Source organism: Sphingomonas sp. FW306-1B-B10E (assembly GCF_058782005.1).
Genome location: NZ_JBYSXG010000027.1, coordinates 1 through 24,374 on the forward strand (window position 1 = coordinate 1; position 24,374 = coordinate 24,374).

The following is a 24,374-nucleotide window of genomic DNA, read 5'->3' on the forward strand; positions in this document are numbered from 1 at the left end:
CCCCCTACCCCTCCCCTGAAGGGGAGGGGCTTTAGAAGTTCATCGCGCGACATGGAGCACCTCGTCGCCAGCGACGATGCCGAGCGCGCTAGCGCAGGTGGCGTCGATCGCCACGCCCGCGTCACCTGCCTCAATGCGCCCATACGCCACGCGGAAATCGGCGAGCCGGCCGGTCGCGAGCATCGCTGGCGCGCCGCCCTCGCCGATCGCCGTGACCGTCGCAGACTTGGCCTCCCGGATCGTGCGGACATTGTCGGTGCGCGCGGTCATCGTCGGGCCACCGTCGAAGATGTCGACATAATTCTCGAACGCGAAGCCCTCGCTCTCAAGCATCCGCATCGCCGCGCGGCCCGAGGGGTGGGGCAGCCCGATCACCGAGCGCGCACTCTCCTGGAGCATCGCGGTATAGATCGGGTGCTTGGGCATCAGGTCGGCGATGAACTGGTTGCCATGGGTGGCGTTGAATTCGTCGGCCTGCTGGAAGTTCATCCCGAAAAAGCGCCCGGCGACACCGTCCCAAAAGGGCGAGCCGCCCGCCTCGTCGATCACACCGCGCAACTCGGCGAGAATGCGCTCGGCGAAGCGCGCGCGGTGGCGGGCGATGAACAGATAACGGCTACGCGCGAGCAGCATGCCGAGGCCCCCGGCGCGCTCGCCGGGATGCAGAAAGAGCCCGCCGACTTCGCTCGAACCCTCAAGATCGTTGACCAAGCTCAGGATTTCAGCGCGAAAAGTTCGGTTGAGCTCCTGGCTGTGCTTGGTCACCGTGCCGAGCCGATAGCTGTAGAAGGGCCAATGCTGACCGACATGGGTAAAGATCTGGCAGGTGCCGCGCACCTCGCCGGTCTCGACATTCTCGAGCACCAGCACGAACAAATCGTCGAACAGCCCGTCCTCGGCGCGGGCGAAGGCGCTGTGGCTGCGGACGAGCTTGGCGCGCAACGCGTCTTTCTCGGGGGGCAGGTTGGTGAAGCCCCCGCCGGTCAGCTTGGCCATCTCGTAGAGCGGCTGGAGGTCCTCGTCGCGCGCGGCGCGGATGCGGAAGGTCATGGCCGGCCGCGCTCGGCGATGCGCAGGATGGTCAGCGCCGACAATGCGGCGCGCTCGGGCAGGCTCTCGGGGATCAGAAATTCCTCCGCTGAATGTATCGCGCCGCCGCGGGCGCCCATCGTGTCGACCACCGGTACGCCGCAGGCGGCGATGTTGTTGCCGTCGCATACGCCGCCGGTCGCCTTCCACGCCACCGGAATGCCGAGATCGCTGCCGGCGTCGCGGACCAGTTCGAACAGGCGTTCGGCGCCGGGATCGAGCGGTTTGGGCGGCCGATTGAAGCTGCCATGGACCTCGATCCGCACCTCGTGCGACGCCATGACGTCATTAGCCGCCTTTTCGATCGCCGCTTTGGCGAGCGAGATGCTCCATTCATCCCGCGGGCGGAAATTGACGCGCAGGATCGCTAGGTCGGGAACGACGTTGTTGGGGCCGCCGCCGTCGATCCGCGCGGGATTGACCGCAAGCCCGGGCGCCCGTGCCTCGGCGAGCCGCACCGCCAGCGCCGCCGCGGCGACCAGCGCGTTGCGGCCGTCCTCGGGATTGCGTCCGGCATGCGCGCTGCGGCCGTGGACGACGAGCGAGAAATTGCCGGTGCCGCCGCGTGCACCGGCAAGGGTGCCGTCGGGCAGCGCGGGCTCGTAGGTCAGGGCCGCGACCTTACCGCGCGCGGCGCCCTCGATCAGCGCGCGCGAGGCGAAGCTGCCGGTCTCTTCGTCCGAATTGATCACCACTTCATAGCCGAGCCGGCCGGCGAGCGGACTCGCCTCTACCGCTTCGAGCGCGGCGAGCATCAGCGCGAGCCCGCCCTTCATGTCGGCGGCGCCGGGCGCGTTCAGGCGGCCGTCGTCGAGCCAGCGCCCGGCCTGGAAGGTATGGTCGGCGCCGAATACCGTGTCCATATGCCCGGTGAACAGCATCTGCACCGGCGCCTCGGGGCGGACCGCGAGATGGAGATGGCGGCCATGATCGATTGCCTCGACGCGGCCATCCGGGGTGACGCTCTCCGCCGGCGCCGGATCAACGAGCGCGAGGTGTCCCGGAAGCACCGAGAAAGCGTCGGCGAGCGCGCCGGCCAGAGTCGCGAGTCCGGCGACATTGCGCGTGCCGCTGTTGATCGCAGTCCAGGCCTCGGTGCGCGCGAGCATCGGCGCGTCGCCGACCTGCGCGACGGCTGCCTGTTCGATGCTGGAGAGCCCGCCCATGCACGGCTGGTAGCCTGAAATATTATTGCCGTCATCCCGGCGCGTGCGGGAGCCTCATGCCGCAAGGGCATGGCCCTCGTGGGAGCCGATATTCAGAAATCCACTACCAATGCCGCCCGGCTGGTCGTGTCGGTGGTCTGGCGGCCCACTGGCGGGGTGCTTTCATATTGCAGCGTGTAGGAGAATTGCGCCGAGAGCGGCCCGAACAGCTTGGCGAGCAGCGCCGAGCGGCTCGACACCGTGCTGTTCGCGTCCTGTAGATAGGCCGAGGCATTCTGCGTCACCGAGATGCCGCGTGAGAGCTTCCAGCCGAAGTCCATGCTGCCGCGCGCGGCGAGGTTGCTCTCGCGCTTGTCGTCGATGAAGCGCGTCAGTCGATAGGCCGGGCCGAGCTCGACATCGAGCTTGACCGCCGGCGACTTGATCGCGCTGTAGCCCGCGCCGGTCGATAGCGAGACGCGATCGTAGAAGCCGGAAAAGCGGTCGCTCTCATATTGCGCGGCGCCATACATGTAAGCGCGGTCGTCGAACTTCCAATTGGGCTCGTAGGCGGCGAGATAGCGCTCGCGCGTCACGACGCTCAGGCTTTCCTGATAGTCGGCCTGGAGACGCAATTTGTGGCGCCACTCGAGCCCCTCGCGCTTGATCTCGACCGCGGCGGTGAGCCCGACATTCTCGGTGTTGCCGGTGCTGACATAGCCGCCCAGCTCGGCGCGTCCCTTCACCAGATCGAAGAAATCGGCTTCGCGGATCTTGCGATTGGCCTTGGCGACCCGGTCGTTGCGCCAGTCGGTCGCGGTCTTGACCACCAGGTCGGCGCTCGCCGGATCGGCAGAGCGCGCATATTTGACGATCACCGCGACGTCGCCCTCGCTGCCCGACTGCATCGCGGCATCGAGCATCGACTTGATCGTTGCCGGAATTTGAGGGTCTTCGGCTGCAGTGTTGGCCAGCAGCAGCGGCAAGGCGAGGAGCAGGGCGCGCATGGCCGAATCCCTAGTCATATTAATAGGGCATCAAAAGGGCGCCACGCGACGGGCCGATCGTTACGCCCGACGAAGCGAGTCGAGCGGCTCGGCGAAGATTCCGAGAAGTTGCGCGTAAAGCTCGCGTTTGAACGGCACGATGATGTCGGGGAGGTCGGCCGGCTCGGCCCAGCGCCAGGCACGGAACTCGGGCTCGGCGGTGGCGATGTTGACGTCATGGTCCTCGCCGAGGAAGCGGAACAGGAACCAGCGCTGGCGCTGACCGCGCCATTTGCCCTTCCATACCTTGCCGATCAGGTCCTCGGGCAGGTCGTAGCTGAGCTCGTCGGGCGCGGTGGCGATGAGCTCGGCATGATCGCGCTCGACCCCAGTCTCTTCCCACAATTCGCGCCAGGCGGCTTCGAGCGGATCCTCGCCGGGATCGATCCCCCCCTGCGGCATCTGCCATGCCTCAAGCGTCGAATCGAGTCGCTGCCCGACGAACACGCGCCCCTCGCGATTGACCAGCATCACGCCGGCGCAGGGACGATAAGGGAGGGAGGCGGTGTCGGTCATAGGTACTCCATACACTTTCTCCTCCCTTGAGGGAGGGGGTAGGGGCGCTGGAGGGGAGCGGCTATGTGGAACGCCATGATCCACGTCGTCCACCACCCCGCTTACGTCGGGCCCGCGCCGAAGCGGAGCCAATATCAGTGGAACAAGAACGGGCTGGTGCGCGGCCTGCTGCGTGCCGAGGGCGAGGCTTTCGCCTGGCACCTGCCCGAGGCGATGCCGCGCGACTGGCTCGAGGCGGTGCACGATCCCGATTATGTCGCCGAAGTGCTCGAGGCGCGAGTGCCGCCGGCGAAGGAACGGCGGATCGGCTTTCCCGTCACTCCGGAAGTCGCATTGCGTGCGCAGGTCGTGCCCGGCGGGACCTATCTCGCCGCACGGCTCGCGCTGACGCACGGCTATGCCGCCAACACTGCCGGGGGCAGCCATCATGCGCTCGCCGACACAGGGGCGGGGTTCTGCGTGTTCAACGATCTCGCACTCGCTGCGGTACGGCTCGCCGAGGAAGGGCGGCGCGTGCTGGTCGTCGATTGCGACGTCCACCAAGGCGACGGCACCGCCGCGCTCACCGCGGGCCGGAACGATATCGCGACCTATTCGATTCATGCCGAGAAGAACTTTCCGGTGCGCAAGGCGCGTTCGACCCTCGACGTGGCGCTCGCCGACGGCACCGGCGACGTGGAATATCTCGACACGCTCGCCACGACGCTGGTTCCGCTGCTCGACGATTTCGCGCCCGACCTGATCCTCTATCAGGCCGGGGTCGATCCGCTCGCGGGCGACCGGCTCGGCCGACTGGGTCTCAGCTATCAGGGGCTCATCGACCGCGACCGCTGGATCGCGCGGACCTTCGCGGAGCGCCGTATCCCCTTCGCCAGCGCGCTCGGCGGCGGTTACGGCATAGACGCGCTCGAAGTCTCGCAGCGTCACGTCGCGTCGATTTTCGCGCTCGGATCAGGATTCGCTACCTAAGCGGTACAGGGCTGAGCGCATTTTCTACTTTGGCGGTAGTGCAAGTCGGGCGTACAGCATTTGCAACGATAAATACCGCAGGAGATCGGATGGCCAGCGCCGTGCATCAGCTGACGCCGCAAGAGGCGCAGGCGCATCCTGCGCCCGAGGCGATCGTGGTCCGCTTCGCCGGCGATTCGGGCGACGGGATGCAGCTCACGGGAGGGCAGTTCACGCTGTCGACCGCGCTTGCCGGCAACGACCTCGCCACCTTCCCCGATTTTCCCGCCGAGATCCGCGCGCCGCAGGGCACCTTGTTCGGCGTCTCGGCCTTCCAGATCAATTTCGGCTCGGCCCAAATCGATACGGCCGGCGACCAGCCCGACGTGCTCGTCGCGATGAATCCTGCGGCGCTCAAGGTCAATGTCGGCGCGCTCAAGCCCGGCGGGCTGATCATCGCCGACACGGGCGAGTTCGGCCAGCGCAACCTCGACAAGGCCAAGTACGCCGCCAATCCGCTCGCCGACGGCAGCCTCGACCCATGGCAATTGCTCAAGCTCGACATCTCGGCGCTGACGATCGAGGCGGTCAAGCCGTTCGGGCTCGGCAACAAGGAAGCGCTGCGCTGCAAGAACATGTGGACGCTGGGCCTAGCGCTATGGATGTTCGACCGCGACCGCGCGCCGCTGGTCGAGTGGCTGGCCGCCAAGTTCGCCAAGGCGCCCAACCTCGCCGAGGCCAATATCGCCGCGCTCAACGCCGGCCATGCCTATGGCGAGACCGCCGAACTGGGTGCGATGGGAATCGCCCAGCGCCAAGTCGCTGCGGCGCCCTCCGAGCCGGGGCTGTATCGCACCGTGACGGGCGCGGATTCGATCTCGATGGGGCTGGTCGTCGGCGCGCAGCTCGCCGGGCTGCCGATGTTCTTCGGCGGCTATCCGATCACGCCCGCCTCGGCGATCCTCCACAGCCTCGCGCGCTACAAGGAATATGGCGTCACCACCTTCCAGGCCGAGGACGAGATCGCGGCGATCGCCTCGGCGCTCGGCGCGGCCTATGCCGGATCGCTGGGGGTAACGTCCTCCTCGGGGCCGGGGATCGCGCTCAAGGGCGAGGCGATGGGGCTCGCGATCATCACCGAATTGCCGCTGGTCATCGTCAATTCGCAGCGCGGCGGACCCTCGACGGGGCTTCCCACCAAGACCGAACAGTCCGATCTCTACCAGGCGGTCTATGGCCGCAACGGCGATGCGCCGATGCCGGTGCTCGCCGCGCGCTCCGCGGCCGACTGTTTCGACGTCGCGATCGAGGCGGTGCGGATCGCCACGCAGTACATGACTCCGGTGATGATCCTTACCGACGGCTATATCGCCAATGCCGCCGAGCCGTGGAAAGTGCCGGACATGTCGGCCTATGCGCCGTTCCCGGTGACCTTCCACACCGATCCGCCGGCCGAGGGCCAGAAGTTTCAGCCTTATGCGCGCGACGCGAAGCTGAAGCGCCCCTGGGTCAAGCCGGGCACGCCGGGGCTGCTCCATCGCATCGGCGGGATCGAGAAGGCGCAGGGCACCGGCAATATCGATTACTCCCCGTCGAACCACCAGGCGATGACCGACCTCCGCCGCGACAAGGTTCTCGGAATCGACGTACCAGACCAGGCGATCGAACAAGGCGGGGAAGGCGGCAAGCTCGTCGTGGTCGGCTGGGGGTCGACCTATGGTCCGATCGCCAGCGCGGTGCGTCGGGCGCGGGCGAAGGGGCTCGACGTCAGCCATGTGCATATTCGGCACGTCTGGCCGCTTCCGAAAAATCTAGGCAGCTTGCTCAAAGGTTACGAGCATATCCTCGTACCGGAAATGAACACCGGTCAGCTCAAGACGGTGCTGCGCGACCAATATCTCGTCGACGCCGTGCCGCTCAACAAGGTGTCAGGCCAGCCCTTCACCATTTCCGAGATCGAAGCGGCAATCGCGCGGCACCTGAGCAGCGATCGCGCGGAGGAGCTGGCCCCCGACGATACGCAGCTGCCGAGCCCGGAGGCAGTGAATCCATGATCTCCCTCTCCCACTGAGAGAGGGCTTTGCAGGAAGCGCGCGATGAACGAGATCACGCCGATCAAGCCGAGCACCCCCAAGGATTGGGAGACCGACCAGGAGGTGCGCTGGTGCCCCGGCTGCGGCGATTATGCGATCCTCAAGGCAGTGCAGCGCACGATGCCCGAGATCGGCGGCAAACCCGAGAACACCGTCTTCGTCAGCGGCATCGGCTGCTCGTCGCGCTTCCCTTATTATATGGAGACCTATGGCTTCCATACCATCCACGGCCGCGCGCCTGCGGTGGCGACCGGGGTCAAGCTCGCCAACCCGGATCTGGACGTGTGGATCATCACCGGTGACGGCGATGCGCTGTCGATCGGCGGCAACCACACGATGCATCTGTTGAGACGGAATCTGAACTGTCAGGTCCTGCTGTTCAACAACGAGATCTACGGCCTGACCAAGGGCCAATATTCGCCGACCTCGCGCGAGGGGACGCGCTCGCCCTCCACGCCGTTCGGCTCGGTCGACCACCCGGCCAAGCCCTGCGCCTTCGCGCTCGGCTCGGGCGGGCGCTTCGTCGCGCGCGGGATCGACGTGCACAAGAACCTGCCATCGGTTCTGAAGGCGGCGCACGCGCACCAGGGTGCGGCATTCGTCGAGATTTTCCAGAACTGCATCGTCTATAATGACGACGTGTTCGAGCCGTTCACCGCCAAGCCCAACGCCGCGCTGGGCCAGCTCTGGGTCGAGCATGGCAAGCCGATGCTGTTCGCCGGCGGCACCCAGGGGATCAGCCTCGATCGCGAGGCGCTGACGCTGAAGGTGGTCGACGTGGTCGAGGACGACTGGGAAGCTGCCGGGGTGATCGTCCACAATGTCACCAACCGCGCGATCGCGCACATGCTCGTCGAGATGCCGTTCGGACCGTTCCCGATGGCGCTCGGCGTCCTCTACGACGATCCCGCGCCGACCTTCGAAAGCGCCGTGGTCGCGCAGAACAAGGCCGCGGCCGAGGGCAAGGTGGCCGACCTCCAAAAGCTCGTCGCCAAGGGCCAGACCTGGATGGTCGACAAGGCGCCGCATGTAATCTGAGGTCGTTTTCCTCGTCCTCAGCAGAAGGCAGCTTTTCTGGCTTCAACCACTTGCTCCTGCACGTCCTGCGTGCATGAAGGCGTGATGAACGCGCCAACGCGAGAACAGAGTCGCACCCACCAGGAACGACGCAGCGGTGGCATTTTGGGCGTATTTGCGCCGATCTTCCACCGGCTGCTCGACCGGCTCGATCGCGGGATTGCCGAGGGCAGCCTCGAATTGCTGCTGCCCAACGGCCGCGCGCGGTTGCTCGGGGGGCGGGCAGATGGTCCCGCAGCAGTGGTCGACCTGCGCAGCTGGCGCGCCTTGCTGCGGCTGGCGCTCGAAGGGTCGAGCGGCTGGTACGAGGCGTGGGCGGCGGGGGAGTGGGCGAGCCCCGATCCGGTCCAGCTCTTCGCCTTGTTCAGCCGCAACCGCGCCGGCCTGGCAAGTCCCGCGCGCGCCACCGGTCCGTGGCGGCTCGCCAAGCGCTTCTGGCATTGGGCGCGACGCAATCACCGCGACGGTTCGCGTCGCAACATCCAGTTCCACTACGATCTCGGCAACGACTTCTATCGCCACTGGCTCGACGCGGGCATGACCTATTCGAGCGCGCGATTCTCCGCGCCGGGCCAGTCGCTCGAGGCAGCGCAGCAGGCCAAGCTCCAGGCGATGCTAGAGCGCACAGCGACCGCGAAGGGTGACGCCATTCTGGAAATCGGCTGCGGCTGGGGCTCGTTCGCCGAGCTCGCTGCGCGTGCAGGCCGGCGGGTCCACGGCATCACCTTGTCGACCGAGCAGAAGGCCTGGGCCGAGGCGCGCACCGCGGGGCTCGATGGCGCCAGCTTCGCGCTCACTGATTATCGTGACGTCACCGGCCGCTACGACGCCGTGGTCAGCATCGAGATGGCCGAGGCGGTGGGCCGGCAATATTGGCCGGCCTATCTCGCCGCGATCGCGCGCGTGCTCAGGCCCGGCGGTCGCGCCGCGCTGCAGATCATTACCTTCGACGACGCGCTGTTCGAGGGCTATGCCAACAATGTCGATTTCATCCAGCGTTACATCTTCCCCGGCGGGATGCTGATCCGCGCCAGCGAATTCCGCCGTCTTGCCGCCAACCATGGGCTGGACTGGCGCGACGAGGCGCGGTTCGGGCTCGATTATGCCGAGACGCTCAAGCGATGGCGCGAGAATTTCGATGCCGCGGCCGGCGCGCGGGCGCTGCCAGCGCAATTCGACGCGCGCTTCGTCGCCTTGTGGCGCTATTATCTCAAATATTGCGAGGGCGGCTTTCGCGGCGGCGGCATCGACGTCGTGCAGGTGACCTTGGTCAAGGAGGGGTGATGAAGAGCTGGGTGCTCGCGGGCGCGCTCGCGCTGATGACGACCGCCGCGACGGCGCAGACCGCTCCGCAGGATACGAGCGGGCTCCGCAAGGTCGGCGCCGAAGTGCTGTTCTGGAGCCAGAAGCAGCGCGACGCCAATTTCCCGCACATGGAAGCGATCTTCCCGGGCCATGTCGTCAAGGCCGGCGGCAAGGTCCGCGCGCTGCCGGTGGGCAAGCTGCTGCCGTTCTCCGACGCCGAACTCGACGCCTTTATCGCGGCGCAGAACATTTCGGGGCTGATCGTCATCCAGGACGGCAAGATTCGCCTCGAACGCTACGCGCGCGGCTACGGCAAGGAGGGGCGCTGGACCAGCTTCTCGGTCGCCAAGTCGTTCACGTCGACCCTGGTCGGTGCGGCGATCAAGGACGGCTACATCAAGTCGGTCGGCGAGCCGGTGACCAAATACATCCCCGAACTGACCGGCAGCGGCTATGACGGCGTCACCATCGCGCAATTGCTCACGATGACCTCAGGCGTGCGCTGGAACGAGGATTATACCGACGCCAAGTCGGACGTCGCGCGGATGTTTCTCGAGGCGGTGCCGGCGGGCGAGGATCCGACGGTCTATTACATGAAGAAGCTTCCGCGCGAGACCGCGCCGGGGAGCAAGTGGGTCTACAAGACCGGCGAGACCAACCTGATCGGCGTGCTGGTGATGCGCGCGACCAAGAAACCGCTCGCCGACTATCTCAGCGAGAAGGTCTGGCGACCCTACGGAATGGAGCAGGACGCCTTCTGGATGATCGATCCCTCAGGGCACGAGGTCAGCGGCTGCTGCCTGTCGGTGTCCTTGCGAGATTATGCGCGAATGGGCCAACTCGCGCTTGAGGGTGGCAAGGGCGTCGTGCCCGCGAACTGGTTCGCCGAAGCGACCCGCGGCCATGCCGATGTCGGCCGCCCAGGGTCAGGCTTCGCTTATGGCTATCAATGGTGGACCTATCCCGAGGGCCGCTACGGCGCGCAGGGGATTTTCGGCCAGGCGATCCGCATCGATCCCAAGACGCGGACAGTGATCGCGGTGTCCGCGGCCGCCGAAAAGGCGACCGACCCGGCTTACACCCAGGCGCGCATGGCGTTTTACGACAAGCTGTTCGCGGCTGCGGCCAAATAAGTCCCTCTCCCGCAATGGAGGGGGAGCGATCATTCGCAGCGGTTGGAGCCTTATTCCACCCGCTCGAAATGCCCGGTCTCGAAGCCGTTGACCGCCAGCGCCAGGATCCGCTCGGCCACCACCTCGGGTGCCTTCACCGTCTCGGCATTCTCGCCCGGGAAGGCGCGCGCACGCATCTTGGTCCGCGTCGCGCCGGGGTCGAGAAGGCCCACACGCACTCCGCTGACGTGGCGAACTTCCTCGCCATAGCTCAGCAGCAAATTCTCGAATGCCGCCTTGGACGCGCCATAGGTCCCCCAATAAGCGCGCGGCGTCCGCCCGACGCTTGACGTGATGCCGAGCACCCGCGCCTGCTTGGCCGCCCTGAGCGAGCGATCGAACGCCGCCAGCATCGCCGCCTGCGCGGTGACGTTGAGGGTCAGTACCTTGGCGAACTCTTTGAAATCGATCGCGGGGAGGGCGCTGAGGCTCCCCAGCGAAGCGGCGTTGAGCACGAGCAGGTCGAGCGCCGGCCAGCGCTCGGCCACTGCCGCGGCGAGCCGCGACACGCTTTCATTCTCGGTCAGGTCCATCGGCGCGATCGTCGCCGATCCGCCGCTCGCATGGATCGCCTCCTCGACTTCCTCGAGCCCGCCGGCGGTGCGCGCGGTCAGCACGACATGCGCCCCGGCAGCGCCGAGCGCCTTGGCGGTGGCGGCGCCGATCCCGCGGCTGGCGCCGGTGACGAGCGCGATTCTGTCTTGGAGAGGCTTGTCGGTCATCTACCCACTTCCGTTCGCCCTGAGCTTGTCGAAGGGCCGTTCTTCTTGAGTCCAGCGCTCATAGAGAAGAACGGTGCTTCGACAAGCTCAGCACGAACGGGGAGGGGGTGGTCTGCGATCCTCAGCCCACCCGCTCTTCGAGCAAGGCGAATTGGTCGACCGGCGCAAGCTCATCCTGGTCGGTGAGCGTGGTCGGATAATCGCCGGTGAAGCAGGCATCGCAATATTTCGGGTGGATATCGGCGCGGCGCGCCTCGCCAAGCGCCTTGTAGAGCCCGTCGATGCTGACGAAGGCCAGGCTGTCGGCATGGATGAAGTCGGTCATCCCGCCGACATCGAGCTTCGCTGCGAGCAGTTTGGCGCGCTCGGGCGTATCGACGCCGTAGAAGCACGAATGCCGTGTCGGCGGGCTGGCGATGCGCATATGCACTTCGGCGGCGCCCGCCTCGTGCATCATCTGGACGATCTTGAGGCTCGTCGTCCCGCGCACGATCGAATCGTCGATCAGCACGATGCGCTTGCCCTTGATCAGCTCGCGATTGGCGTTGTGCTTCAGCTTGACGCCAAGGTGTCGCACCTTGTCCCCCGGCTGAATGAAGGTGCGGCCGACATAATGCGAGCGAATGATGCCGAGCTCGAACGGGATCCCGCTCTGCTGGGCATAGCCGATCGCCGCGGGCACGCCCGAATCGGGCACCGGCACGACCAGATCGGCCTCGACCGGCGACTCGATCGCGAGCTGCGCGCCGATCGCCTTGCGCACCGAATAGACGCTGCGATCGTCGGCGATCGAATCGGGGCGCGAGAAATAGACATATTCGAAGATGCACGGCCGCGCGGCCTGCGGCGCGAAGGGCTTGTGCGAACTGATCTCGCCGCCCTTGACGATCACCAGCTCGCCCGGCTCGACGTCGCGGACATATTCGGCACCGACCACGTCCAGCGCTACCGTCTCGGAGGCGAACACGATCGTCTCGTCGAGCTTGCCCATCACCAGCGGCCGGATGCCGAGCGGATCGCGGCAGGCGATCATGCCCTCGGGAGTCATCACGATCAGCGAATAGGCGCCCTCGACCTGCTTGAGCGCGTCGATGAAGCGATCCATCAGCGTCCGATAGTGCGAGGTTGCGACGAGGTGGATGATCACCTCGGTGTCGCTGGTCGACTGGAAGATCGCCCCGCGGCGAACGAGGTCGCGCCGCAGCCGCATCGCGTTGGAGATGTTGCCGTTATGCGCCACCGCGAACCCGCCGCTCGCCAGCTCGGCATAAAGCGGCTGGACGTTGCGGATCGCGGAGCCCCCGGTGGTGGCGTAGCGGACATGGCCGCATGCGGTGTTGCCGACCAGCGCGCGAATCACGTCGTCGCGGTCGAAATTGCCGGCGACATGGCCCATCGCGCGGTGGGTGTGGAACTCGCGGCCGTCCCAGCTGGTGATCCCCGCCGCCTCCTGGCCACGGTGTTGGAGTGCATGAAGCCCCAATGCCACGAGCGCAGCGGCGCCCTCGGCATTGGAAACGCCAAAAATGCCGCACTCCTCGTGCAGCTTGTCGTCATCGAACGGGTGCGTGGTAAGCATCAGCCCTCAGGGGGGTTGGAACTGTCGAGCGCCATATAGGCAGTTCGCCATCGTTTGTCGCCGGTTTGTCACAAGGAAATGAACTTACGGGCGTTTCCGGTGGTTTTTCAGGGCGAAAGGAGCCCAGACATGGCCAAGGATCACGGACCCCAAATCAAGAATGACAAGCTCTATGAGGAGCTTCGCGACGACGGCGCATCGAAGGAAAAGGCCGCCCGAATCGCCAACGCCAAGGAAGCCGGCACGCTCGACCATAAGGGCACCAGGCTCGACGATCGTAGCAAGGACGAGCTTTACGACGAGGCCAAGGACATCGGAATCGAGGGTCGCTCGAAGATGGACAAGGACGAACTGGTCGAGGCGATCCGCGAGCATTGACCTTTTACGTCACCCCGGCTTTGTGCCGGGTCCACTCCGCGGCGACGGCTGGCGTCGAGCCTCCAGCTCTTCCTGAGCTCCCGGCAGACCCCGGCACGAGGCCGGGGTGACGAAGGGTAGGGGAGGCGCTAAGCCCCCTTCGTGACCAACGACCGCGACACCAGCCTCGCCCTCAACCCCAAATACGATCCCGCCGGGCTGATCACCGCGGTTGCGACCGATTCCGCGACCGGCGAACTGCTTATGCTGGCGCACATGAACGCCGAGGCGCTGGCGGCGACGCTGGCCACCGGCGAAGCGCATTTCTGGTCGCGCAGCCGCGGGCGATTGTGGAAGAAGGGTGAGAGCTCGGGTCATGTTCTCCGCGTCGTCGAGGCGCGGATCGATTGCGACCAGGATGCGCTGTGGCTCAAGGTCGAACCCTCCGGTCCCGCCTGCCACACCGGCGAACGTAGCTGCTTCTTCCGCCGCATCGAGGACGGTCGTTTGGTCCGCGACGTATGAGGGTCGCGCTGGCGCTATTGCTTGCGCTTGCCGCCTGCTCGGGCGGGAAGGGCGACGGCAACGCGCAGGCGCCGCAGGACCTCGAAAGCGCGGCAATAGAGCGGGGCCTCGTCCGCGATCCCGACGACAGCGACCTGACCGGTCTCTACGCCCGCGACACCGACCGGATCTGCGTCGTCCGTGCCGGCTCGGCCTATAGGATCGGCGCCTATGTCGATTATGGTGACCGCATCACCTGCAGCGGCGCCGGCAGCGTCGAGCGCCGCGGTACGACGTTGCGGATTATGCTCGGCAAGGACGGGTGCACGTTCGACGCGCAATATGATGGTGACCGGATCAAATTCCCCGGCGCGCTTCCCGACGCCTGCAAGAAACTCTGTGCCCGCCGCGCTGCGTTTACCGGGCTGGAAGTGACGCGGCTGAGCGAGTCGAGCGCCGAAGCCGCGGCAATGCGCGATGCCGGCGGGCGGCGATTGTGCGGGGAATAACCCCTTATCTCCGTTCGCCCTGAGCTTGTCGAAGGGCCGTTCTTTCTTCCCTGCCAGAGAAGAACAGTGCTTCGACAAGCTCAGCACGAACGGAGAGGTTGAGCGCCGCCACAGGTTGCCCCCAAAGCACACCGCTCCTAAAGCCGCGGCATGGCCGATCCCTTCTACATCTCCACCGCGATCCACTATCCCAATGGCCGTCCGCATATCGGTCACGCCTATGAGATGATAGCCGCCGATGCGATCGCGCGCTTCCGGCGCCAGCACGGCCGCGACGTGTTCTTCCAGACCGGTACTGACGAGCACGGTCTCAAGATGGTCAAGACCGCGCGCGACCGCGGCATCGAGGCGCGTGCGCTCGCAGATGAAATGTCTAGCTATTTCCATGAGATGGCCGATGCACTCGATATTTCGTACGATCGCTTCATCCGCACTTCGGAACCCGCGCATTATGCCGCCAGCCAGGCGATCTGGCAGGCGATGCAGGACGCCGGCGATCTCTATCTAGATCGCTACGAGGGCTGGTACTCGGTCCGCGACGAGGCCTTCTACGAAGAGAAGGAATTGATCGAAGGGGAAGGGGGGAAGCTCTCTCCCCAGGGCACCCCGGTCGAATGGACCGCCGAGGAAACCTGGTTCTTCAAGCTGTCGAAATACCAGCAGCCCTTGCTCGACTTCTACGCCGCCAACCCTGATTTCATCCGCCCCGAATCACGCCGCAATGAGATATTGCGCTTCGTCGAGGGCGGGCTGGTCGATCTGTCGGTCAGCCGCACCAGCTTCGACTGGGGCGTGCCCGTGCCCGGATCGCCCGATCATGTGATGTACGTCTGGGTCGACGCGCTGACCAATTACATCACCGGCGCGGGCTATCCCGACGATCCCGAGCGTTTCGCAAAGTATTGGCCCGCCGACATCCATCTGATCGGCAAGGACATTGTCCGCTTCCACGCGGTCTATTGGCCGGCCTTCCTGATGTCGGCCAATTTGCCCTTGCCTCGCCAAGTGTTCGGCCACGGCTTCCTGCTCAATCGCGGCGAGAAGATGTCGAAGTCGGTCGGCAACGTCGTCGATCCCATGGAACTGGCCGAACTCTACGGCAAGGACGCACTGCGCTATTTCCTGCTGCGCGACGTCAGCTTCGGCAATGACGGAACGTTCAGCGACGAGGCGATCGTCACCCGTGCCAATGCCGACCTGTCGAACAGCTTCGGCAACCTCGCCCAGCGCACGCTCGCGTTCATCGCCAAGAATTGCGACGGTCATGTCCCCGAGGGTCGGGCCGAAGAAGCTGACTCAGTGCTGCTCGCCGAGATCGACGTCGCGAGCGCGGCATTCCGCGTCGCGTTCGAGGATCTCGCGCTCAGCCAGGGCATCGAGGCGTGGATGACCGGCGTGTTCGCCTGCAACCAATATATCGACGCGCAGGCGCCCTGGACACTCCGCAAGACCGATCCGGAACGAATGAACGCCGTGCTGCGCACCCTGCTCCGCGCGATCCGTCGCCTCGCCACCACGATCCTGCCGGTGATCCCGACTTCGGCGGGCAAGCTGCTCGCCCAGCTCCCCTCGGAGGACGACGAGGACTTCCGCATCGCGGCACCGACCCCCATCTTCCCCCGATTGGAACTGCAAGCGAGCGACGCGTGAGACTGGCCGACAGCCATTGCCACCTGATCTACAAGGGCCTGGGCGAGCAGCAGCCCGAGGTCTTGGCGCGCGCGCGTGACGCTGGCGTCGTGGCGATGCTCAACATCTCGACGCGCGAGAACGAGTGGGATGACGTCATCGCGGTCGCCGAGCGCGAGGCGGACGTCTGGGCGAGCGTCGGCATCCATCCGCACGAGGCCGACCAGCACCCGCACGTCGACACCGGCAAGCTGGCCGCGCGTGCGCAGCACCCGCGCGTCGTCGGCATCGGTGAGAGCGGTCTCGATTATTATTACGATCACAGCGACCGCGACCGCCAGCGCGCCAGCTTCCGCGCGCACCTCGCGGCGAGCCGCGAGACCCAGCTGCCGATCATCGTCCACACCCGAGACGCCGAGGCGGACACTGCCGAGATCCTGCGCGACGAGATGGGGAAGGGCGCCTTTCCCGGCGTGATCCACTGTTTCACTGCGAGCGGCGCCTTTGCAGACATCGCGCTAGGCTTGGGCTTCTATATCTCGATCTCGGGGATCGTGACCTTCAAGAACGCGAAGGAGCTGCAGGAGACCGCCGCGCGCCTGCCGCTCGATCGGTTGCTGATCGAGACCGACGCCCCCTTCCTCGCCCCGGTGCCGCATCGGGGCAAGACCGGCGAACCTGCCTTCGTAGCGGATACCTGCCGCTTCCTCGCCCAGCTCCGCGGCGAAGATCCCGAAGCGCTCGCCGAGGCGACGCGGCAGAATTTCCACAAGCTCTTCGCCAAGACGCTGGCGTGAAGCGTGCCGCATGTGTTCCCCTTCCGCTTGCGGGAGGGGCTAGGGGAGGGGCCGCTTCCTTGCGCCGGGCACCAAAATACAGGCCCTCCCCCGACCCCTCCCGCAAGCGGAAGGGGAGCGCACGCGGCCCATGCTGAAAATCCGCATCCTCGGCTCGGGCACTTCCTCGGGTGTTCCGCGGATCGGCAACGATTGGGGCGCCTGCGATCCGAACGAGCCGCGCAACCGGCGCACCCGGGCCTCGGTGCTGGTCACCACCGACCGCACCACGATCCTCGTCGACACCAGCCCCGACATGCGCGCGCAATTGCTCGCCGCGGAGGTCGCCGATGTCGATGCGGTGATCTGGACGCACGATCATGCCGATCACACCCACGGCATCGACGATCTGCGCCAGCTCATGCATATCCGTAACGGCGAGCCGGTGCCCGGGCTGGCGCGACCGTTCACCCGCGAGCAGCTCGAGCTCAAATTCCACTACGCCTTTTTCGGCCGCGCGCTCTACCGGCCGACGATCGCGCTCGAAACATTGCCTGACAGGCTGGTCATTGGCGACATCGCCATCACCGTCGCCGATCAGCCGCACGGCGGCATCACCTCTGCCGGTTTGCGGTTTGACAGTAACGGAAAATCAATAGGTTACGCGACAGACTTCCATGAGATGACGAGCGCCATGCGCGCGCTTTACACTGGTCTCGACATCTGGGTGGTCGACGCGCTCCGCCGCGCGCCGCATCCGACGCATCCCAATCTCGACCAGGTGCTGGACTGGGTAGGGGCATTGCAGCCGCGCCGCGCCGCGCTGGTTCATATGGACCAGTCGATGGACTATATCGGCCTCGCCGCCGAGCTGCCCGCAGGGGTCGAACCCGGCTATGACGGCCTGGAGATGATTGCGTGAGCGACTGGGACAGCATGGATTTGATCTGGCTGGTCGGTGCGCTGGTGCTTGTCCTCAGCGCGCTGTCGATCCGCAAATTGTCGATCGGCTTCGTTTTGCGCTCGCTGGTCAGCTGGGCGCTGATCATCGTGCTGACGGTCCTTGCTGTGGCACATCGCAATCAGATCGGCGCGTTGTTCGCCGCAGCCTCGGCGAAGCTCGGCATCGACGACCAGCAGGTCGAGGGGGAAACGGTGCGCATCCGCATGGCGCCCGACGGCCATTTCTGGGCGCGGGTGAAGATCAACGGCGTCGAGCGCCGTATGCTGATCGACAGCGGCGCGACGATCACCGCGATCTCGGACCGCACCGCGGCGCAATCGCACGTCAGCGCCGGCAATGGTTTGCCCGCAATGATCGAGACCGCCAACGGCACGGTGGCGGCGCGCCGCGGCCGCATCGACCGGCTGGCGATCGGGCCGCTCGAGACCGAGGATCTCGGCGTCGTGGTATCGGAAAGCTTCGGCGACCTCGACGTGCTCGGCATGAACTTCCTGTCACGGTTGCACAGCTGGCGCGTGGAGAACAATGTGCTGGTGCTCGAACCAAAAGCGGATGCCGCCGATGAAGGCAGTGATGCGACTACCGCGCCGACCAAGAGCCGTGAGCGCCGCAGCTCGCGCGAGGGACGCGAACGCTGACAAGCCAATTTCAATTTTACATAATGTATATTATCGTTCTGATGGTTCTGGGGGGAGCCCTTGAGGGTTCCTGCTCCTGAGGCCCCGGTGCGCCGGCATGACGATGATCAAGAACTTCGATCGTTCTGGCAGCCGTTTCACAACCCGACCGCATACAGCGCGTGGTGCGAAAGCACGAACAAGGTTCGGCGATCCGGACCGCCCAAGAGCAGCTGTAGCGGCCGATCCGGCACGTCGATCCGGCCGATCTGCTTGCCGTCCGGCGCGTAGACGAACACCTGACCATTGGCGACGTAGACACGGCCCTGCGCGTCGGCGACGACGCCTTCTCCGCCGCGCTCCGCAAAGGGCTCCAGGTCGGTGATCGCGCCATTGGCGGCGACCGTGCCGCGATAGGTGCGGTTTTCCGAGCCGTTGGTCAGGTAGATGCGTTCGCCTGGCTTGCCTTGGATCAGGCCGTAGCTATCGAGCGCGTGCGAGAAGCGCAGCCCGCGCTGGTCGGGCGGACCTTGCTGGAACACGCGAAAGGCCGGGAGCGCGACGCTGCCGTCGGGCGATACGTAGCGTTGCAGCTTGGGCGTTGCGAGATCGGCGGCGAACATCTCGGCGAGCGTGGTGAACTGGTAGCTTCGCGGATCGAGCTGGTCGCGAAACTCGCCATTGACCCACCAATTGATCGGCAGCACGACTGCCGCCACCGGCGCCGTTGCCGGGGTCGGCGAGAGCATCGTCAGTTCCTGGTCGGGCGCACCCGGGCGGAAGCTGTAGACACTGCCGTTGCGGCCGTAGGACGACAGCACCAGCACGTTGCCCGAGCGATCGACCGCGAGGTTGACCGGATCGAGCGCGGCGTCGCGGACCAGCTCGAGCCGGCGCTCGTCGGACCAGCGCCAGATCCGCCGGAAGAAGCGATCGACGAAGTAGAGCCTGCCCTCCGCGTCGACTGCGCCGCCGCCGAGCGAATGGAAGTCGCCCGCGAGCTTCTCGACCGTCGCGCCGCGGAAACTGGCAGGTTTTACCGGTTCGGACCTGGCCGGCACGTCGAGCACGGCGAATTCGCGCTCGCGCACGTCGATCCCGTGCGTGACGTCACGAATGGCATTCTCGAACGGGAATTTGGTCAGCCGCAGGAAGGTTGCGCAGCCATTCTCGTCGCAGGTGCCGAAGCCGCTCTCGCCGTTGACGTGGACGTTGCGGAATCGGATGTCGTGCGAATTGTACAAGGTGACCGCGGCAGGCGCTGCCTTGCGCGTGCGGGTGACGCGGTAGCCGTGGAAATTGGCGACGAGGATGTCCTGCGAATCCCGGATCTCGAGCGCGACGGTGTCGCCGCCCTCCCCGGCTTCCTCCTCGGTCTGCGGGGCGAGCAATTCCCAATTGGCGACGCGGTTGAGCGCAATCTCGGTGCGGACATGATGCTCGACCGACGCTTGGATGATCCGCCCCGGCGTCTCGGTATCCGATATGAGGATGCCGGGATGCGCGAAGCTGCTCGGGCTCCAGATATTGGCGAAAGTGCCGCCGCCGCCCTCGGTCACCCACAGGCTGGCATATTGGCCGTCCCAGCGCCGCGCCGCATCGGGGTCGGCGGTGGCGTTGTTGTTGTAGGGCGTGACGCGGCTGCCGTCGTAGCGGTTGGTGCCGTGGCCGCCCTGGAACTTGACGTCATTGACCATCGACAGGGCCCCTGCCCGCCACAGAAGCGCCGTCGCACGCGGATTGGCGCCCTGGGTATCCAACCCGAGCCCTGCGACGATCGCGTCGCCGCCGCGTGCGCTCTCGATCAGCGCCTTGGGCGTGCCGATCCCCTGATAGCCGGGCGCGCCGTCGGGCAGGACGATCTGGGTCAGGCTGGGGTGCAGCCCGAGCAGCACCGTGTCGGGGCGCAGGCGCAGCGTGTCGGTCACGCGGTAGAAGCCGGCAGGCAGATAGACCACCCGGTGGGTGTCGATCGCCTTCTGAAGCGCGGCGGTGTCGTCGGTCCTGTCGTCGCCTTTGGCGCCGGTCGAGCGGACGCTGGCCCATTCGGAGACCGGTGGAAGCAGGCGGATCGCCGGTGCCGGGCGGGGCGGGAGCGCGGCGATGCGGCTCGCCTGCATGTCGGTCTTGAACTCGCCCATTCGGCCGAGGCCGGGCAAGGTCAGTCCGTAAGTGAAGCTCGCAACCTTGTACGCAGGCCCTGCCCCCGGCACCGTCTTGCCGCTGTCGCGGAACCGGGCGAACACCGGCGTGCTTGCAGCCACGACGTTCTGAAAGGCCACTTGGGTATAGACGTTGTTCTCGTTCGAGATCAGCACGCCCGCCTTCGCGACATTCTCGAAGCGGACATCCTGCCCCCACAGCCAGTCGCCATAGCCGCGGTCGATCTCGATCCCGACGGGCACGTTGCGGAACGCGACATTGACGAGGGTCAGCCCGGCTTCGTGCTCGCGGATCGCCGCGTCGCGCTGCCCCTCAAAGGTCGAATCGACCAAGGCGAACGGCCAGGCGGGCGAGGTCTTTTCGGCAAGGATGCCGTAGCGCCCGCCGCGGAAATGCAGGTCCTCGGCTTCGTTCGCGACATGATAGAGCCCCGCCAGTCCCGAGCCGATATCGAAATCGGCGTGGCTGACGAAGCTGTGCTGCGCGGCGTGGAAGCGGATCGCGGTCGCTGCCGGATTGCCGTCGAGGATGCGGAAGTCGATATTGCCGAGCGCTGTGTAGAAGGTCCCGGAATTGGCATCGGGCACGTCCTTGTCGAACGGCACGCTTCCGGGCGGTGGAAAGGCAACCGGCCCGCGCTGCGCGGATTCGGCACCCGGCTTGGCGCCCGCGAAGATCAGCATGTGCGCGACGCCGCGCTGGAAGCCCGCCGTATTGGCACCCAGCACGATCACCGGGCGCTTCTGCCCGATCCCAAAGATGCGCACGCCGGGCCAGAGATAGATTGTCCGGCTGATCCGCCAATTGCCCGCCGGCAGGAAGACGATCCCGCCCCCGCCCTTCGCCGCCGCCTTGTCGATCGCGCGCTGGATCGCGGCGCTGTCGTCCGCGCGGCCGTCGCCCGCCCCCGCTACCGTGACCGCATTGGGCTCGTCGGGCGCGCTGGTGTAGACCGATTGCGACGCGGCGGCTTCCACCGTGCCGAACAGCGCGAGCAGCGCCGCGCAGATCCCGATCAGTCGCTGGTGCATGTCGCGCGCCTCATAAAAAGAGTCCCGGCCGCGAGGCCGGGACGAGTTCCCACGGGAGGTGGGTGGCAATCAGAAGTTGAAGCGGACGCCGACACGATAGGTGCGCCCGAGCGTGTCGTAGAGCGCGGGATTGACGTCGAGCCCGGTATTGGTCTGCGGCGACGGCGCGGGATCGTGGTCGAACAGATTGTCGACCTTGAAATAGGCCTTGATCGCCGAGCTCAGATTGTACGAGCCGCCGAGATCGACATAGAAAGCGCCTTCCATGAAATTGCGGTCGATCGTCGGGTGGTTGGCGGTCGATACCGGACAGCCCGAACTGCACACGACATATTGGTGGCCGAACACACCGTCGGAGAACCAGCGCTCCTGCACCGTCAAGCTGAAGCTGTCATTCTCGTAGCTCTGGATCGCCAGCCACTTCCAATCGGGGGTGTTGCCGGTATTGGCGCCGGCCTGGTCGACCTTGTCGACATTGGGCGCGCCGGCATTGACCACGAATTCGCGAATGTGCGTGCCGAGCGCGCGCAAGGTGAAGCTGCCCGGCAGTCCGAGCGGCTGGCTCCAGCGATAGCTCGCCTCTATATCGAACCCGCTGGTCTTCCACGAGGCCAGGTTGAACGGCTGGACGTTGATGAAATTGCCGCCCTGGACCGGGCTGTTGAGCACGAAGCCGCCGCAGAAGGCTTGGTTGCCGTCGAAGCACAAGCGGACGATCTGGTCGGCCGACAGGGTCGAGACGACGTCGCTCAGCTTGATGCTGTAATAGTCGACCGACAGGCTCAGCCCGGGCAGCCAGGAGGGATTGGCGAGCGCCGCGCCGATCTCGGTGTTGCGAGCGATCTCGGGGGTGAGATTGGGGTTGCCGATCGTGTTCTGGAACGCCTGCACCGCGCCGGCGGGCGGGAACGGATTGGCGAAGTTCGGCAAGGTCGTCACCGTCGGCGCGGCGAACAGCTCGGACAAATTGGGCGCCCGGACGTCGCGTGACGTCACTGCGCGCAGCCGGAAGCCGTCGAGCGGAGTCTCCCAGGTGCCGCCGATCTTCCACGCCCACACCGTGCCCGACGTGCTGTAATGCGTGACGCGCGCGGCGCCGTTGAGATTGGCCTTGCCGGCCCCGCCGCCGTTGAACAGCGGCAGGTTGAACTCGGCCGAGCCTTCATAGACGTCATAGGCGCCGCCGCCATTCTTGTAGTTGCCCGCGGCGTAGTTGGTGCCCTGCGCCGAATTGAGCAGAGGGTCAGCGGGATAATCGGCGCTGTTGGGGCTGAGCGGCGAGACGCCGGCACCATAGGGATCGGCGCGCACGCGGTAGAATTCGTGGCGATATTCGCCGCCGAACGCCAGCGAGAGCGGGCCGGCCCAGAGATCGAACAGGTTGCCCGAGAAGTTGATGCTGGCGACATCCTGGGTCAGCTTGGTGCGCTGGAACGGACCGTTCTGCGGCAGGACATAGTCGAGCGCCGCTTGGGACGGCGCGGCGCCACCGAAGACGTTGATCGGCTGGCATCCCAGCGCGCGCGCCGCGGGATCGGCGCAGACGATCGCCCCGTTGAGCGTGATCGCATTGGTTGCGGCGACATAGCGGGGCTGCAAGACGATGTTGTTGACGTCGATGTTCGAGATCGTCGTGCCGTGCTCGTAATAGGCGTCATAGTTCCAGTCGCCCTCGCCGATCCCGAACTGCCCCTTGAGGCCGCCGACGAAGCGATATTGGCGGCGATCGGTATAGACCCGGGTATCGGGGAACGCGCCGTTGCTCGTGCCGAAGTTGAAGTTGGTGATCCCTGCGGTGGCGCAGCGATCGCGTACCAGCTGCGGCAGGAACGGATTGGCGCATTGCACCGTCAGATTCGGCCGGTTGTAGCCGGGGCTGGGCTGGTTATTGGTCTTCACCTGCGCGACGTTGGCAGTGAAGTAGATTTCGTTGTTCGGCGCGAAATCCCACCCGATCCGCCCGAAGCCGACGACGCGCTGGAGTTCGGAGACCAAGGATGCGCCCGAGCCCGGCGCGCCGCTCAGGTCGCCGCCGACGCAGAAGCTGTTGCCCGGAAAGCAGTTCGACACGCGGCCGTTGCCGAGCGGCGCGCCGTTCGATCCATAATTGAAATTGTACGGCGTGCCGTTGACGTCGAACGCGATGCCCTGGAGCGGACCGTTGTTGATCAGCCCGTAGCGCGCATATTGATACGGCTGGGCGAAATCGCTGTAGACGAACTGCGGCGAGCCGTTGTTGGTCTGCCCGGTGTTGAGCAGGGTCGAGGCGCGATACCAGTCGCGCTTGCCGGCGAGGTCGGTGCCGAAATCGCCCGGGCCGACGCCGCCGTCATGGGCATATTCGCCGCTCAGGATCAGGTGCAGCTTATCGTTGGCGAGCGCGGTGCCCCAGGCGCCCTGGACGAGGATCTGCTCATTGTCGCCATAAGTGGTGACGCCGCCCTGGACGTTGCCCTTGAAGCCGGTGAAGCGCGTGTCGGTGATGAAGTTGACCACGCCGCCGACCGCGTCCGAGCCATAGGTCGCCGAGGCGCCGCCATTGACCACGTCGACGCGCTTGACCAGCAATTGCGGGAACATGCTGATGTCGGGCACGCCGGTGACGTTGGCGCCGACGACGCGCTGGCCGTCGAGCAGGGTCAGCGTGCGGATCGCACCGAGCCCGCGCAGCGAGAAGGAGCTCAACCCCTGCTGGCCGCTCGACGTGCTGAACGTGCCGGTGGACGTGCCGGTCGAGCCCTGCAGCGACGGCAATTGCGCGATCGTGTTGAACAGGTTCGGCTGGGCATTGGCGGCGATCTGCTCGGCGCCGATTACGGTGGTGGGGGTCGGCGCATTGAACCCGTTTGCGATGATGCGCGAACCCGTGATGACGATGTCGTCGCTGTCGCGCTCCGCTGGGGCCTCTGGCACGGTTTCGGCCCGCGGCGGCGCGACTTCCTGCGGCGCCGGCGCGGTCTGCGCCTGCGCGCCGCTCGCCAGCATGATTGCGGCGACTGCGATCATGCTGACGCCGCCGCGCTGCCGATCGAGTGCGAGAATTCCCTTCATCCGTCCCCTCCAGTTTATCGTCTTTTGATTTGTCCGGACGGTATCCCCCGCCCCGCCCCGCCGCACGTACGACATAGGTCG

General features: G+C 66.0%; 20 protein-coding genes. 12 read left to right on the top strand and 8 right to left on the bottom strand.

What is annotated here, in order from left to right; genetic code table 11:
- Positions 1 to 39: 39 nt before the first annotated feature.
- The 4 genes from AC3WJI_RS11870 to AC3WJI_RS11885 form a co-directional block, all read right to left on the bottom strand.
- Positions 40 to 1,050, bottom strand: coding sequence for an arginine N-succinyltransferase (locus tag AC3WJI_RS11870; RefSeq protein ID WP_492757479.1), 1,011 nt, complete (start codon positions 1,048 to 1,050; stop codon positions 40 to 42).
- Positions 1,047 to 2,255, bottom strand: a complete 1,209-nt coding sequence (locus AC3WJI_RS11875; RefSeq protein ID WP_492757480.1) for a hydrolase — start codon at positions 2,253 to 2,255, stop codon at positions 1,047 to 1,049. Before AC3WJI_RS11875 ends, AC3WJI_RS11870 begins: the two co-directional genes overlap by 4 nt.
- A 92-nt stretch (positions 2,256 to 2,347) precedes the next feature.
- The gene (locus tag AC3WJI_RS11880) at positions 2,348 to 3,241 is read right to left on the bottom strand and encodes a DUF481 domain-containing protein (protein WP_492757481.1); all 894 of its coding nucleotides are present in this window, start codon (positions 3,239 to 3,241) and stop codon (positions 2,348 to 2,350) included.
- 60 nt (positions 3,242 to 3,301) lie between these two features.
- Positions 3,302 to 3,796 carry an RNA pyrophosphohydrolase gene (locus AC3WJI_RS11885; protein ID WP_492757482.1) on the bottom strand — a complete coding sequence of 165 codons (495 nt, stop codon included), beginning with the start codon at positions 3,794 to 3,796 and terminating at the stop codon, positions 3,302 to 3,304.
- 75 nt (positions 3,797 to 3,871) lie between these two features.
- Here AC3WJI_RS11885 and AC3WJI_RS11890 point away from each other — a divergent pair, with 75 nt between their 5' ends.
- The 5 genes from AC3WJI_RS11890 to AC3WJI_RS11910 all read left to right on the top strand — a co-directional run bounded on the left by AC3WJI_RS11890 (position 3,872) and on the right by AC3WJI_RS11910 (position 10,352).
- On the top strand, positions 3,872 to 4,765 hold the full coding sequence (locus AC3WJI_RS11890) for a histone deacetylase family protein (RefSeq protein WP_492757528.1): 894 nt from the start codon (positions 3,872 to 3,874) through the stop codon (positions 4,763 to 4,765).
- An 89-nt stretch (positions 4,766 to 4,854) separates the two neighbouring features.
- The gene (locus AC3WJI_RS11895; RefSeq protein WP_492757483.1) at positions 4,855 to 6,798 is read left to right on the top strand and encodes a 2-oxoacid:acceptor oxidoreductase subunit alpha; all 1,944 of its coding nucleotides are present in this window, start codon (positions 4,855 to 4,857) and stop codon (positions 6,796 to 6,798) included.
- A 42-nt stretch (positions 6,799 to 6,840) separates the two neighbouring features.
- Positions 6,841 to 7,875: a 2-oxoacid:ferredoxin oxidoreductase subunit beta gene (locus tag AC3WJI_RS11900; RefSeq protein ID WP_492757484.1), complete on the top strand. Its 1,035-nt coding sequence runs from the start codon at positions 6,841 to 6,843 to the stop codon at positions 7,873 to 7,875.
- 84 nt (positions 7,876 to 7,959) lie between these two features.
- Positions 7,960 to 9,198 carry a class I SAM-dependent methyltransferase gene (locus AC3WJI_RS11905; RefSeq protein WP_492757485.1) on the top strand — a complete coding sequence of 413 codons (1,239 nt, stop codon included), beginning with the start codon at positions 7,960 to 7,962 and terminating at the stop codon, positions 9,196 to 9,198.
- Positions 9,198 to 10,352, top strand: coding sequence for a serine hydrolase domain-containing protein (locus AC3WJI_RS11910; protein WP_492757486.1), 1,155 nt, complete (start codon positions 9,198 to 9,200; stop codon positions 10,350 to 10,352). The genes AC3WJI_RS11905 and AC3WJI_RS11910 overlap by 1 nt, the downstream gene beginning before the upstream one ends.
- 50 nt (positions 10,353 to 10,402) lie before the next feature.
- On the opposite strand, the gene AC3WJI_RS11915 is transcribed toward AC3WJI_RS11910, so the two are convergent.
- On the bottom strand, positions 10,403 to 11,113 hold the full coding sequence (locus tag AC3WJI_RS11915; protein ID WP_492757487.1) for an SDR family NAD(P)-dependent oxidoreductase: 711 nt from the start codon (positions 11,111 to 11,113) through the stop codon (positions 10,403 to 10,405).
- 121 nt (positions 11,114 to 11,234) lie between these two features.
- A complete protein-coding gene (gene purF, locus AC3WJI_RS11920; RefSeq protein ID WP_492757488.1) occupies positions 11,235 to 12,692 on the bottom strand; it encodes an amidophosphoribosyltransferase in 1,458 nt (485 codons plus the stop codon).
- A gap of 129 nt (positions 12,693 to 12,821) precedes the next feature.
- Between purF and AC3WJI_RS11925 the strand changes: the two genes are divergently transcribed.
- From AC3WJI_RS11925 to AC3WJI_RS11955, 7 genes are all read left to right on the top strand, one after another.
- Complete coding sequence (locus tag AC3WJI_RS11925; protein WP_492757489.1) at positions 12,822 to 13,070, top strand: DUF7218 family protein; 249 nt, start codon at positions 12,822 to 12,824, stop codon at positions 13,068 to 13,070.
- Between the two features lie 141 nt (positions 13,071 to 13,211).
- Positions 13,212 to 13,574, top strand: a complete 363-nt coding sequence (gene hisI / locus AC3WJI_RS11930) for a phosphoribosyl-AMP cyclohydrolase (RefSeq protein WP_492757490.1) — start codon at positions 13,212 to 13,214, stop codon at positions 13,572 to 13,574.
- The gene (locus tag AC3WJI_RS11935; protein ID WP_492757491.1) at positions 13,571 to 14,062 is read left to right on the top strand and encodes a hypothetical protein; all 492 of its coding nucleotides are present in this window, start codon (positions 13,571 to 13,573) and stop codon (positions 14,060 to 14,062) included. The genes hisI and AC3WJI_RS11935 overlap by 4 nt, the downstream gene beginning before the upstream one ends.
- A 150-nt stretch (positions 14,063 to 14,212) precedes the next feature.
- Complete coding sequence (gene metG, locus AC3WJI_RS11940) at positions 14,213 to 15,712, top strand: methionine--tRNA ligase (protein ID WP_492757492.1); 1,500 nt, start codon at positions 14,213 to 14,215, stop codon at positions 15,710 to 15,712.
- A complete protein-coding gene (locus AC3WJI_RS11945) occupies positions 15,709 to 16,488 on the top strand; it encodes a TatD family hydrolase (RefSeq protein WP_492757493.1) in 780 nt (259 codons plus the stop codon). Before metG ends, AC3WJI_RS11945 begins: the two co-directional genes overlap by 4 nt.
- 130 nt (positions 16,489 to 16,618) lie before the next feature.
- Entirely contained in the window at positions 16,619 to 17,389 is a 771-nt protein-coding gene (locus tag AC3WJI_RS11950) for an MBL fold metallo-hydrolase (protein WP_492757494.1), read from the top strand.
- Positions 17,386 to 18,069 (top strand): retropepsin-like aspartic protease family protein, encoded by a 684-nt coding sequence (locus tag AC3WJI_RS11955; RefSeq protein ID WP_492757495.1) that lies wholly within the window; start codon positions 17,386 to 17,388, stop codon positions 18,067 to 18,069. The genes AC3WJI_RS11950 and AC3WJI_RS11955 overlap by 4 nt, the downstream gene beginning before the upstream one ends.
- Before the next feature lie 137 nt (positions 18,070 to 18,206).
- Here the strand turns inward: AC3WJI_RS11955 and AC3WJI_RS11960 are convergent, their stop codons facing one another.
- Both AC3WJI_RS11960 and AC3WJI_RS11965 read right to left on the bottom strand, forming a co-directional pair.
- The gene (locus tag AC3WJI_RS11960; protein WP_492757496.1) at positions 18,207 to 21,242 is read right to left on the bottom strand and encodes a glycosyl hydrolase family 28-related protein; all 3,036 of its coding nucleotides are present in this window, start codon (positions 21,240 to 21,242) and stop codon (positions 18,207 to 18,209) included.
- A 69-nt stretch (positions 21,243 to 21,311) separates the two neighbouring features.
- Positions 21,312 to 24,293 carry a TonB-dependent receptor plug domain-containing protein gene (locus AC3WJI_RS11965; protein WP_492757497.1) on the bottom strand — a complete coding sequence of 994 codons (2,982 nt, stop codon included), beginning with the start codon at positions 24,291 to 24,293 and terminating at the stop codon, positions 21,312 to 21,314.
- Between the last annotated feature and the right edge of the window lie 81 nt (positions 24,294 to 24,374).